Below are 11554 nucleotides of genomic sequence, written 5' to 3' on the forward strand. Positions count from 1 at the left end.
CGCTCCGGCCTTTAGGCCGGGTGATCTTGTTTCCGGCCGGAGGCCGGTCGCCAAATTTTCGCCGTAGACGATCTTGAGGCACGTGCGGGCCGAGGACCGTGCGTGAAGCCCGAAAAGCAATGTACCTATGCATCTAGATTTACTGGTGAGTTTTGATCTTGTAGACTCGAACACATGACCGTCAAGATCACCGCGTTCTCCGTCGGGGAAGAAGGCGTCGCCTACTTCCTCCACGGTGAGGGTTGCGGTGGTCACAAGGACCACGAAGACGGGCCGGAGCAGTACTTCCTGGCGGGCCAGGAGGGCAACTTCAAGGGCCGGTGGTTCGGTGGCGGTCTTGAGCATCTGGGGCTGAGGCCGGGCACCGAGGTGAGTGAGGCGGACGCCAAGGCGGTGTTCGGCCACCTTGCCCATCCGGTCGGCGCCGAGGCGTTCTTGATCGAGGCCCGGGAGCGGATCGAGGCCGAGGGGCTGAAGGGCGCGGCGGCCGACGCGGAACTGGAGAAGGCGTACGCCGCCGCGCGGCTCGGCAGCAATCCGTACAAGTTCAAGACCTTGAACGAGCGGGTGGCGGCCAGGGCGAAGAAAGAACACCTCAGCGACGACCGCGACGGCGAGCGGATCCGGGAGATCCGGCTGGAGGAGGCCAAGGCGTCGCGGCCGCGCGCTCGCGGTTTCTACGACGTGACCTTCTCGCCGGCGAAAAGCACGTCGATCTTCTACGCCGGGCTGCTGGCCGGCGGCCGCGAGGCCGAGGCCGAGCAGATGCGCGAGATCCACCGCGAGGCGGTGCAGGAGGCGCTGGCCTACCTGGAGAAGGAGGCCGGGTACGCGCGGGCCGGGCATCACGGCCAGGCGCCGGGCGGCCGGTCGAGCGTGGGCCGGTGGGTTGAGGGCCACGACTGGACGGTGGCGCTGTGGGATCACCAGGCCAACCGCGAGGGCGAGCCGCAGCTCCACACCCACGCGGTCGTGCTGAACCGGGTGCGCACGGTGGACCAGGACGGCACGGTCAAGTGGAGGGCGCTGGATGGCGCCTCGTTGTTCCGGGCGCGCCGGGCGGCCGCCGCCGTCTACGAGCGTGGCCTCGAACAGCGGATGGAGAACGCGTTCGCGGTCGCCTACGCGCTGCGGCCGGACGGGAAAGCCAGAGAGATCGTCGGCATCTCGGAGGAGGAGCGGGCCAAGCTCTCGACCCGCAGTGAGCAGGTCTCCAAGGAGTTCGACCTGCTGGTTGAGAAGTACAAGGAGCGGCACGGTGGCGAGGAGCCCAGCGCGTACGGGCGGACGCTGTTGCAGCAGGCGGCGGCCAGGAACAGCCGGGCGCGTAAGGAGCTGATCGCCTCCAGCAGTGAGCTTTTTGCCCGCTGGGAGCGGATGGTGGGCCAGCGGCTGAAGACGACGCTCGCGGCCATCGTGGACCGGGCGGAGGCGGCCGCGGTCGAGGCGCGCGGCGAGGGCGACGCGGAGCGCTGGGAAACCGAGGTGGTGATCCAGCAGGCCATCGAGCGGGTGCAGGACGCGCAGGCGACGTGGACCCGCTCTGACCTGATGTTCGTGCTGAACGAGGTGTTGCCGGACCGGTTGGGGCCGAGCGTTCTCGCCCAGACCGGGTACACCACGGCGTTGCTGGAGGAGCTGGCCGACGAGGCGCTTAGCGGCCGGTATGGCACCGTGATGGTGCGCGGCATGGAGCTCCTGGAGGTTCCCGAGGAGCTGCGCCGGGCCGACGGCCGCAGCATGTACCGGCCAGGCGCAGACGAGCGGTACGCGACCGTGGCGCACTTGAGCGCCGAGCAGCTGGTGGAGACCCGGGCCCGGTCGCGCGGGGCGAAGGCGTTGCCGCCGGATGCGGTGGCGGCGGTTCTGACCGGCGCCGAGCAGGACGGTCGCCCGCTCGGCGAGGAGCAGGCCGAGGTCGTGTCGTCGGTGCTCGGCGGCGGCCGGGACCTCGACGTCGTGGTGGGCCCGGCTGGAACGGGCAAGAGCGTCGCGCAGGGCACGATCGCGACCGCGTGGAAGGCCAACGGCGGCCGCGTCATCGGCCTGGCACCGTCGCAGAAGGCCGCTCACGTCCTCCGAGCTGAGGGTGTGCCGATCGCCACGAACACCACCCGCTTCCTCCTCCGCGCGTCTGGCAAGGGCCCGCGCCACGAGATCGAGACTTACCGCCTTCGGCCGGGGGACCTGGTCATCCTGGACGAGGCCGGGATGGTCCGCACGGACGAACTGGTCCGCGTCGTGCAGCTGGCCGCAGCAGCCGGGGCCAAGGTCGTGCTCTGCGGTGACCACAGCCAGTTGACCGCCGTAGGTGCCGGCGGACTCTTCCGCCAGCTGGTCAACGCGGGCCACGCGGTCGAACTGGGCACGGTACGTCGCTTCCGAGATGCGGACGGGACCATCCGCGAGTGGGAGGCGAAGGCCAGTCTCGGACTGCGGGAGGGCCAGGTCCATGCCCTTCAGCCGTACCTGGATCGCGGCCGGCTCCGCTCTGGCTCTCTCGCCGAGATGGTCGACGAGATCCGCGGTCTGTATGTGAGTGACGCGCTGCGGGGCGTTCACGCTGCGGTGATGACCAGCACGGAGGAGCAGGCCGCGCAGGTCGCGGCCGCGATCCGGGGCGACCTGGTGAGGTTGGGCCGGGTGGCGGCCGACGGCGTGGATCTGGCCGACGGCACGCAGGCCGGGGTGGGCGACCTGGTCCAGGCCCGGGAGAACCTGAACCGGCTCAAGGACAGTCACGGCATGCCGGTCTACAACCGGTTCAACTATCGGGTGACGGCGCGGCACTCCGATGGTGCGCTGACCGTGCAGCGGGTGGTGGACCAGGACGAGAACGGCGAGCGGCTCGGCGGGACGGTCCGGCTGAAGGCGTCCTACGTGGCCGCGCACGTCACGCTGGCTTATGCCGGGACGGTGCACAGCGTGCAGGGCGCCACCGTTGACGGCGGGTACAGCCTGTTCGACGCGGCCAGCACGCGCGAGCAGCTGTATGTGGCGATGACGCGGGGGGCGCGGGAGAACCGCGGCTTTGTCGCGCTGGAGGCCGACGAGGACGCGCTGTCTGTGCTGACGGCGGCGCTGGCCCGGGTGGGGGCTCAGGAGTCGGCCAGTGATGTGCTGGCCGGGGAACTGGAGTGGATCGAGTCGCTCGGCGCGCACGCCCCGGTCTGGACCGACCTGGTGGAGCAGCATCAGCACGCCAAGCACGCCAGCCTGCTCATGCGCGGCTTGGGGATTGAGGCGTTCGGTCGGCTGGAGGCTGAGGACGCCTCCACGGTGTACCGGCAGCTGTGGGCGGCCGAGCAGGACGGGCACGACACGGCCGAGGTGATCCGGCAGACCACCCGCCGCGACATGCGCGGGGTGGATTCGGTCCCGGCCGTCATGTACAGCCGGATCGCCGGGGCGTTGGAGAACCGAGAGCCGGAGCGGCCGGCGGCTCGCAGCTGGTTGGAGCGCACGCCTGCGGACATGACGGGCCCGGAGGGCGAGGCCGCCAGGGCCCGGGCGGCCGTGATGGACGAGCGGGTACACGCCCTGGGCGAGCGTGCGGTGGCCGAGCCTCCCGCGTGGGCGCTGGAGCGGTTGGGGCCGGTGCCGGAGGACCCGATCGAGCGCCACCATTGGCAGCACAGCGCCGCGGTGGTCGAGGCGTATCGGGAGCAGTACCAGGTGGACGCCCCGACCACGGTGATCGGGGCGCCGCCGTCGGCGAGCATGGTGCCGCAGTTCAGCGCGTGGCAGGCCGCGCACCGGGCTCTTGGCCGGACCGCCCAAGAGCAGGAGCTGGCCACCTCACCGACAGTTCGGCTGCAGGAGCAGGTGGCGATCTGGCGGCGCGAGCAGGAGTGGGCGCCGCCGGACGTTGCCGACGAGCTGGCGCGCGCCGAGTGGAAGCGGTTGGAGGTCCAGACGGAGCTGGCGCTGGACCGGGCGCGCTTGGAGCAGGTGGCCGAGCCGGAGCAGGTCGAGCAGCTGCGCGAGCGCGTACGGGTCCAGGAGCAGGACCTGCAGCAGGCGGTCGCGTACGGCCAGGCCGTCGAGGCGCAGTACGACGAGCGGGCCAACTGGCACGCCAACGCGGCGCAGCTGCGCGAGGCGGCGCAGGCCGCGTTCGCCGAGCTGGTGCGGCGCAAGGCCGACATCCCCGAGGCGGAGCGTACGAGCGAGCCCGCCGAGGTCACGCCACCTGAGGTGACGCGGGATCAGGAGGCTTTCGGTCGTCTTGCAGACCGGTGGGCGGGGCGCGAGGTCGAGAAACCGGAGCGGAGCGCCGAGCCGGTCGCCGAGGTCGAGCCGAGCCTGGCCGACCGCGACCGCGAGGCTCTCGGCCGACTGGCCGACCGGTGGGCCGGCCGCGAGAGCGACGCGTCCACCACCCCGGCCGCCGACGTCCAGGAGCAGACGCCCAACCGGGCGCTGTCCGAGGTCGAGCAGGGCCAGGAGGCTTTCGGTCGTCTCGCGGACCGGTGGGCGGGGCGCGAGGTCGAGGAACCGGAGCGGAGCGCCGAGCCGGTCGCCGAGGTCGAGCCGAGCCTGGCCGACCGCGACCGCGAGGCTCTCGGCCGACTTTCGGACAAGTGGACGGCGGAGGCCGCGGCCACGTCTGCGGCTGACCTGCGGCCGCAGGTCAGCGTCCGGGTCATCGAGGAGCTGCAGGCGGCTCAGGACCGCGTCGCAGCCGACCGCGAGCAGGCGGCCGCTCAGGAGGCGACCCGGCAGCAGGCCGCCCAGTTGGCGACCGATCAGCAGGCGGCCGTGGAGCAGATGGCCGAGCGGACGGCCGCGAGCCGCGAGGCCGAACCCGAGATGACCAGCGAGGACATCAGTCGGGAGCAGCACTACGAGCAGCAGCAGGTAGCCGAGGTCAGCGCCCCGGTCGCAGAGCAGCAACTGGAGTACAGCGCGCCGGTCCAGAGCCTGTAGGGAGACGCAGTGATGGAATGGGTACACACCAGCCCAGTGCGGTCCATTCCCGTGCGCCGGCAGGAGGGCCAAGCGATGAGCACCGCCCCGTACGAGTCCAGTCAGGACCCGAGCCCCCGAACGGCTGAGGAACTGCGGGAGCAGTGGGACTTCTTCGCTGACCCCGAGTTCGACAAGCCCTCCGCACGCTCCCACACCTCCGGAGTGCGTCAGTCCTTGTTGTGGGTCATGGGTAAGCGCGCGGCAGCGCCAGTCTCGGGGGTCGCGCTCAGCAGACCGCCCACGATGAGCGAGATCGCCGCCGAGGCGGAGCACGCCTACGAGGGGATGAGCGCGACGTCTCAACGAGGTCGGGAGTGGAACGTGCGCCACGGGGGCGGATTCCTTCAGGGGTGCGAGCACGCCCTCTTTTGGGCCGCGAAGCTCGGCGATGACGAGGACTGGGGCATCTAACCCGCTCCGCACCCAACAAAGACGGCCGCGCCCGGCGAGGGGGCGCGGCCGTCTTTGCGTTCTGGAACTAGAGCGGCCTGGCGTTCGGGTCAGGGTGCTTTGAGATGCAGCCTGACGCGCTGGAGTTGGGCAGGCGTCGCCGGAGTCCCGGCAGGTAACGGTCGTGCCAGTCACCTGCACGTGCGGGAGTGCCGTAGGAGGTGCGGTAGATCCGTGACCATTCCTGGCCGAGCCAGGCCAGGTCAAGGACCAGGTCGGTGTGCTTATCCCAGCACGGTGGGATCTTGCGCAGACTGGACGGTTCCCGGAGGTCGATCTTTTCTTGCCAGGCGACCAGGCCGTAGATCTGGGTGAGCACGGTTTCGACCCATTCGGCCAGCTCGGCCTTGGCTTGCTGGCCGGCCTCTCCGTTCTCGTCGGTCAGCAGCGTCTGCCAGTCCCACAGGGCAGGCTCGTCTTCCTCGCCCGAGCCCTGCTGTTGCGCCAACGCCTCCAGGGCGGTCACGCGGGTGTTCAGGGTGGCCAGCTGGCCGGTCAGGTCCGCGACGGTGGAAGCGTCGGCCAGGGCGTGAAGGCGCCGCCGCAGCTGCGCCAGCTCCTGGCGCAGCTGCAGCAGCTGGCGGCCGAGGGCGGGTGAGTCCGCCCCGGCCTCCGGCGTCTCCTCGCTCACGCGCCGCCCCCAGCGTAGGAGGACCGCACGAGCGTGTGGACGCTGGAGCTGGCCTGGCGCACGTCTCGGCGGCGCCACGGCTGACGGACACGGACGATGACGGGCGGCAGGCCGCGGTAGAGGACCAGGGCGCGCCGCTTCCGCAGGTTGCGGATCTTATGCGGGGGCATGACCGGCCGCAGTTCGTCGTGCTCGGACCTGATCGGACCTGCGGCGGTGTGCTGGACGCTGCGCCGCCGTACTTCCCGCTCGCCGCACAGGGTGCTGATCTCGCGCAGGTCCTCGGCCGACTTCAGGCCGCCGAAGACGACGGTGGCGGCGGCCGCGTTCCAGATCGCGTCTCCGCCGCTCTTGCCCCACCGGTCGTACAGCTGCGCTTTGGACTGGATACCGGCGATGAGCAGCACGCCGTGCGCGCGCAGCTTATTGATCCACTGGTCGAGCGGGACCGGGCAGATGGTGGCGACCTCATCGAGGGCCAGGGTCAGATACGGGTCGAGGCGGCGGCCGGGCTGGTGGTCGGCCAGCCGGACCGCTTCGGTCACGACGTCGTTGATCAGCATGGTGAATAGCGGCGCCACCCCGACGCCGGCCGTGTCCTCGCCCACCATGTACAGGGTGCCGCGCGCGGCCAGGAAGCGGGCGACGTCGAAGTCTTCGCCGGCGGCCGGGGTGACCGCGTAGACGGCGGCCGGGTCGGACAGCCACGACAGCGCGGTGGCCAACGTGGAGAAGATCCCATCCCTGGTGCGCTCGGTCACCTCCTGGCGGGCCCGCAGCGCGTCGGTCCACGTCTCGGGGGCCCCGCCCCGGGTGAGGATCTTCAAGGCGTCCGTGCACTTCGGGTCGTTGGCCCAACGGTGCACGTCAACCAGGGTGAGACCGGCGATGTCGGCCGCCATCAAGAAGGCCCGAAGGACTTCGTTCGCGTTGTTGGTGAAGTAGTCCTGTAGGCCCCCGCCGTCGCCGTTCGAGCGTGAGCCGTAAAGCAGGGCGGCGCCGCGTTCGACGGCGACGCGCGGGTCCTTGCAGCCCCGTACGGGGTTGACTCGCAGCGTGCTTTCGACTCCGCCCAAGCCGAGTGGGTTGAACACCAGCACCGGGCCGACCAGGGCGCGGGCGGCCGCGGTTGTGTCCACATCCCCGATCTTGCTGGTGGTGTGGACCACCGCGCCGGGGGCGTCGACCACGATGTCGCCGATCAGCGCGGACTTGCCGACGCCGGGCGGGCCGAGCACGAGGGCGCAGTCCTCGGGTGTGCAGCGGGCGACCAAGAACGGCGAGTAGGACCGGCCGAGCCGGTAGGAGTACTCCTGGACCGGGACGCCGCGCTGGCCCACCAGCGACGGCCGGGTGACCTTGACGACGCGGTGGGCGGAGCGGCCGGACATGTGACGGCGCAGCTGCCACGCGGTGGCGAACCCCGCCACGGGGATCAGCGCCCGGTAGGCGAGCTGAGCCCCGATCAGAAGGACTATCGCTGTGACCGCAAAGGCTATGCCGACGGCCGGGGAGGGTAGGTGCACCCCGGACCAGGGGTCAGGGGTCAAGGTTGCTCCCCGGGGGTGCAAAACCCCCGGATTGGCGAGGGTCAACCTCACCGTAGCGAGTGGGACAATGTTCACGATCTTCTCCCTTTAAGGCTGGGGTGGGGTCAGGCGGGGCAGCGATCCGGGTGCAATCGAGTCGCTGCCCTGTCCTCTTGTACGGGGCTGAGGGGTCATCGGGGTCACCGATCGCCCCGAGTGGCGTCACGCGATGATCCTGGTAGCAGGTGGATCACCTCGGCGTCGTCTTTCGCGCGGACCCGGGCCCGCGTCAGGTTGGTCTTGACCTGCTCTTTCGTCACGGTCACGCCGTGTTTGTCCAGCCATTCCATGACGTCGGCGACGCTCACCTTGAAGGGATCATTGCCGAGCGCGGCGATAGCCGTACGCACTTTGGCCGCGACCGAGGGCAGCTCCTGGACCATGGTGGCGACAGCAGGAACAGGCAGGTGATCCACCGCTGGGGGTGCAGGGTCGGGGTCATGACCCGCCGAGAAGGGGTCACCCGGGTCAGGGGGGTCAATCTGACCCGTCGGAGCGGGGTCAGGATGAGCCCCGTTGACCCGAAGTGGCATCGGACTGGGGACGATGACGGCGCCGGGCAGAGCCGTACCGGTCGTGACCGACGTCGGCAGTTCAGGGTTTGGGTGTCCGCCCCCGTTGGGGTCAGGGGTGGGGTCAGGCTCCGGTGCGGGCCGAACCTGCTCGACCTCGAAGCCGTCCACTGTGTCGAGCATCTCCCACGGCGGGGTCAGGGTCAGCCGGGCCATCTCCGGCGTGTTGTAGATCACCCGCAGCTGCCCCATGAGCATGTCGAGCGTGGCCGACTCGGTTCCAAGCCCGGCGTACTCCACGGCCGCGTCACGCGCCCGATGAAGGCGGGCCAGGGCCCGGGCCTGCTTTTCGGGCTTGGCCCCGGTGGCTTCCAGCTCCCGAACCTTGTTCGCGGCGAGCGCGAGCTTGGTCACGTACCGGTGCACAGCCACTTCGGAGGCATCTCGGGTGGTCGGGTCAGCAAGCCCCCACTTGACCAGCAGTCGTTCCGGGCTGATCTTCCAAGCGATGCGCCCGGGGCGGCGGGTGATGATCTGGTCGCGCTCGATCGCCATCCCGCGTTCCCACAGCCACGCAGCAACCAGCGGGAGCGCGAGCCTGAACACGACCTCGGGCCCGCTCTTGGCGTCCATGGCAGAGCACACGGCCGTGAGCAGCGTCAGCGCCCACACCGCCGTGCCGTCGATACCCGCGCTTGGTTTCTTGTAGGACCCGGTACCTTCCTCCTCGATCTTGGCCGCAGACGTCCGCACGGCTTTGCGGGCCCGAACGGCGCTGGTGATGACCGCGACCTCGACGACACCGAACAGCAGCACCCGAAGCGGACCGTCCAGGCCGAGGACGTCGCCGGCGAAGCGCCACATGCCGGTTGCTGACCCGCCGGTCGCGAGACCAGCCGCGAGGTAGGTCAACGCGTCTTCGACCCGGTCGGCCCTCTTGATCTTCCGGACGAGACGCACGCAGGCGACCAGGACGGAGACCACCAGCAGGAGGAGAACCCCACCGGCCGTGATGGCGAGCGCCGGGTGGGCCTCAGACCAGGTCAGCAGAACGTTTGGATCAGGCATTACTCGCTCCCTGTCTGAGCTCGGCCGCGACTTCGTCGAGGTGCCTCAGGGCCACCCGTAGAAGTGCGTCGGTGACCTGCGCCTTGTTGACCTTGGTGCGCGCCAAGTAGGCGATCTCCACGATCGCCGCGTCGACCGCTGCCGAGGTCGCGGCAGGAACCACGAGACGAACGGGGCGGGGCGACGACTCGGACTCGGACATGGGCGGACCTCCGGGCGCGGGTCCGGGAGTGGCGGCGTGCTTACTCATCAGCATGGACTCACTATGACACACGAGTCCATTCAATGACAGCGCTTGACACTTCCCGGCTCTTGATGGACTTTAATGGAGTAGCACTCCGCAAGACGGAGCGCACTGTCAGCCTACTCCGGCTGATCAGTGTGAGCACCAGGACACACACGCGTTTACCGAGCCTCACACACACAAAAAGGCCCCACCGGTAGTCCGTCGAAAGAAGACCGGTGGAGCCACCTCAACGAGAGGTGATCCCAGAATGGCACACGAGACGCCGCGCACTGATCTTGCGGTCACGACCGAGAGATGGCCGTACGAGCCCGACCGCGTCCGCGACCTGTACGACGAGCAGCTGGCCGCCGCTGAGCAGGACCGTCAGGGCGGCCGCCGATGATCAGGGCAATCGTCCGGTTCTGGCGGACTCTGGTTCTGCTCTGGTTCTGCCTGGTCCGCATGTGGCTGATCGCACGAGGGACGGTCGTCCTGCTGACCGCCCTCGTACTGGTCGTTGACGACCTGATGCTGCACACCGCCAGCTGGTGGCAGCAGCGCCAGCGCCGCCGCGCTGCTATCCGTACGGTGGCCGTCGAGGCGCCCGACTCCAACCCGGCCCCGGTGGTCGAGCGGGAGGCGATCGCATGAGCACCGCGACCATGTCCGAGCCGCAGGCCGAGCGGGTGACACGGCTGTTCGAGCTCTACAGCGCCCGCGTCTTGGGTCTGGCCCGCAGCCGGACCACCAGCCCGCAGATCGCCCAGGACGTCGCCGGCGAGACCTGGCTACGGGTCGTGCGCAGCATCGACAGGCTGCGAGCCAGCGACGACGCCGCGTGGAGCTGGCTGGCCACCATCACCCGCTACGCGGCCGCGGACTACTACCGGCCGTTCCGCTCTCACGAGCGGCCGACGGACTGGGCCGAAGACGGCCACCGTCTGCCGGCCGCGCCGTCGGCCGAGGCCGAGGCGGTGGCCAGGCTCACCCTGACCGAGCGGCTGACCAGCGCAGGAGTGACCAGATGACGGCGACCCGGACCGTCGGACCGCGCCGGGTACGGGTCCGCGGTGACCTCTACCACGGCCAGCTGCCCGAGGGCGCCGTGTACGTCGGCCGGACGGCGCCGGGCCTGCCCGGCAGCGTCTTCCGCAACCCGTTCACCGTGCGCAAGCACGGCCGGGCCCGGGCCCTGGAGCTCTTCCGGGAGCACCTGGACCGTCACCCGTACTTGGTCGACCAGGCCCGCCGAGAGCTGGCCGGGCGTGACCTGGCGTGCTGGTGCCGTCTGGACGAGCCGTGTCACGCCGACGTGTGGCTTGACATCCTGGCCAACCCGCCGACCTGACCAACTGAACGCAGCAGGGCCCCCACACCAGGTGTGGGGGCCCTGCCTGCTTTTCAGTCGGCCCAGATAGCCGTGACCGCCACTATACGTACTCGTGCGACTACCTTTAGCAACTATGAGTGAGGTTGATCCGCCGCTCTTCCCCTACCGGCCGCGCCCGGGCCCTGCCGCTGACGACCCGCCGCCCTCCGCCACGCACCGGGCCAGCCCCGTTCCCCCAGCTCCGCGCCCCTGGTACGGCCCCGACCCGCGCCGCGTGGACTGGCGCGCGGCCGCGCCGTTCGCCGCCGGCCTGGCCGGGTGCGTGCTGGCCGGACTCCTGTTGGCGCTGCCCTCCTCCGACCCGCCCGCGCCGGTCGAGCTGGTCACCGTCACGAGCAACCGGACGTCGACGACTACCCCGGCCCCGTCGAGGCCGCCGCCCTCAGCGGCCGCCAGCTCGCTGCCACCGTCCCCCCGGGGCCGGGCCGAGCCGAGCAAACGGCACGAGCTCCACCGCGCCGCGCCGCCGCGGCGCCGGCACTCTCGACCGAGCCCGGCCCAACCGCCAGAACCGCCGCGTCGGCGCGTTACCGTCCACCCGCCGCGACCAGCCGAACGTCGCCAGACCACCCCACGACCACGCCGGTCCACGCCAACCACGATCGGCCGCAGCTGCGACCAGCTCTTTCCGCGCGGGGATCTGCGCAACACGGTGTGCCACCGCTGGTACGGCTGAGCCGCCGGTCAGGAAAAGCAGTCGGCCAGAGGCCGAGGCCA

At 70.4% G+C, this 11554-nt stretch carries 11 protein-coding genes; 7 read left to right on the plus strand and 4 right to left on the minus strand.

Annotated elements, in window-relative coordinates; all coding sequences use genetic code 11:
* The first annotated feature begins 174 nt into the window (after positions 1 to 174).
* Both mobF and AB0F17_RS65785 read left to right on the plus strand, forming a co-directional pair.
* A complete protein-coding gene (mobF, locus tag AB0F17_RS65780; RefSeq protein ID WP_358047619.1) occupies positions 175 to 4929 on the plus strand; it encodes a MobF family relaxase in 4755 nt (1584 codons plus the stop codon).
* 75 nt (positions 4930 to 5004) lie between these two features.
* Positions 5005 to 5382 (plus strand): hypothetical protein, encoded by a 378-nt coding sequence (locus AB0F17_RS65785; protein WP_358047621.1) that lies wholly within the window; start codon positions 5005 to 5007, stop codon positions 5380 to 5382.
* Positions 5383 to 5449: 67 nt separating this feature from the next.
* Here AB0F17_RS65785 and AB0F17_RS65790 read toward each other — a convergent pair whose 3' ends face one another.
* The 4 genes from AB0F17_RS65790 to AB0F17_RS65805 all read right to left on the minus strand — a co-directional run bounded on the left by AB0F17_RS65790 (position 5450) and on the right by AB0F17_RS65805 (position 9477).
* Entirely contained in the window at positions 5450 to 6052 is a 603-nt protein-coding gene (locus AB0F17_RS65790) for a hypothetical protein (RefSeq protein WP_358047623.1), read from the minus strand.
* A complete protein-coding gene (locus AB0F17_RS65795) occupies positions 6049 to 7602 on the minus strand; it encodes a type IV secretory system conjugative DNA transfer family protein (protein WP_358047625.1) in 1554 nt (517 codons plus the stop codon). Before AB0F17_RS65795 ends, AB0F17_RS65790 begins: the two co-directional genes overlap by 4 nt.
* Positions 7603 to 7781: 179 nt before the next feature.
* Positions 7782 to 9221, minus strand: coding sequence for a hypothetical protein (locus tag AB0F17_RS65800; RefSeq protein ID WP_358047627.1), 1440 nt, complete (start codon positions 9219 to 9221; stop codon positions 7782 to 7784).
* On the minus strand, positions 9214 to 9477 hold the full coding sequence (locus AB0F17_RS65805) for a hypothetical protein (RefSeq protein WP_358047629.1): 264 nt from the start codon (positions 9475 to 9477) through the stop codon (positions 9214 to 9216). Before AB0F17_RS65805 ends, AB0F17_RS65800 begins: the two co-directional genes overlap by 8 nt.
* A 238-nt stretch (positions 9478 to 9715) precedes the next feature.
* Here AB0F17_RS65805 and AB0F17_RS65810 point away from each other — a divergent pair, with 238 nt between their 5' ends.
* The 5 genes from AB0F17_RS65810 to AB0F17_RS65830 all read left to right on the plus strand — a co-directional run bounded on the left by AB0F17_RS65810 (position 9716) and on the right by AB0F17_RS65830 (position 11513).
* The gene (locus tag AB0F17_RS65810) at positions 9716 to 9850 is read left to right on the plus strand and encodes a hypothetical protein (RefSeq protein WP_358047631.1); all 135 of its coding nucleotides are present in this window, start codon (positions 9716 to 9718) and stop codon (positions 9848 to 9850) included.
* Positions 9847 to 10098 carry a hypothetical protein gene (locus AB0F17_RS65815; protein WP_358047633.1) on the plus strand — a complete coding sequence of 84 codons (252 nt, stop codon included), beginning with the start codon at positions 9847 to 9849 and terminating at the stop codon, positions 10096 to 10098. Before AB0F17_RS65810 ends, AB0F17_RS65815 begins: the two co-directional genes overlap by 4 nt.
* Positions 10095 to 10475: a sigma-70 family RNA polymerase sigma factor gene (locus AB0F17_RS65820; protein ID WP_358047635.1), complete on the plus strand. Its 381-nt coding sequence runs from the start codon at positions 10095 to 10097 to the stop codon at positions 10473 to 10475. Before AB0F17_RS65815 ends, AB0F17_RS65820 begins: the two co-directional genes overlap by 4 nt.
* Positions 10472 to 10795, plus strand: a complete 324-nt coding sequence (locus AB0F17_RS65825) for a DUF4326 domain-containing protein (RefSeq protein ID WP_358047637.1) — start codon at positions 10472 to 10474, stop codon at positions 10793 to 10795. The genes AB0F17_RS65820 and AB0F17_RS65825 overlap by 4 nt, the downstream gene beginning before the upstream one ends.
* Positions 10796 to 10910: 115 nt before the next feature.
* Entirely contained in the window at positions 10911 to 11513 is a 603-nt protein-coding gene (locus AB0F17_RS65830) for a hypothetical protein (RefSeq protein WP_358047639.1), read from the plus strand.
* Positions 11514 to 11554: the final 41 nt, after the last annotated feature.

The sequence above is a fragment of the Nonomuraea sp. NPDC026600 genome (assembly GCF_040638335.1).
Lineage (GTDB): Bacteria > Actinomycetota > Actinomycetes > Streptosporangiales > Streptosporangiaceae > Nonomuraea.

Excerpts from the sequence above, each read along its gene's own strand:
- mobF (WP_358047619.1), top strand. The coding sequence starts at position 175 with ATGACCGTCAAGATCACCGCGTTCTCCGTCGGGGAAGAAGGCGTCGCC.
- AB0F17_RS65785 (WP_358047621.1), top strand. The coding sequence starts at position 5,005 with ATGAGCACCGCCCCGTACGAGTCCAGTCAGGACCCGAGCCCCCGAACG.
- AB0F17_RS65800 (WP_358047627.1), bottom strand. The coding sequence starts at position 9,221 with ATGCCTGATCCAAACGTTCTGCTGACCTGGTCTGAGGCCCACCCGGCG.
- AB0F17_RS65805 (WP_358047629.1), bottom strand. The coding sequence starts at position 9,477 with ATGCTGATGAGTAAGCACGCCGCCACTCCCGGACCCGCGCCCGGAGGT.
- AB0F17_RS65810 (WP_358047631.1), top strand. The coding sequence starts at position 9,716 with ATGGCACACGAGACGCCGCGCACTGATCTTGCGGTCACGACCGAGAGA.
- AB0F17_RS65815 (WP_358047633.1), top strand. The coding sequence starts at position 9,847 with ATGATCAGGGCAATCGTCCGGTTCTGGCGGACTCTGGTTCTGCTCTGG.
- AB0F17_RS65820 (WP_358047635.1), top strand. The coding sequence starts at position 10,095 with ATGAGCACCGCGACCATGTCCGAGCCGCAGGCCGAGCGGGTGACACGG.
- AB0F17_RS65825 (WP_358047637.1), top strand. The coding sequence starts at position 10,472 with ATGACGGCGACCCGGACCGTCGGACCGCGCCGGGTACGGGTCCGCGGT.
- AB0F17_RS65830 (WP_358047639.1), top strand. The coding sequence starts at position 10,911 with ATGAGTGAGGTTGATCCGCCGCTCTTCCCCTACCGGCCGCGCCCGGGC.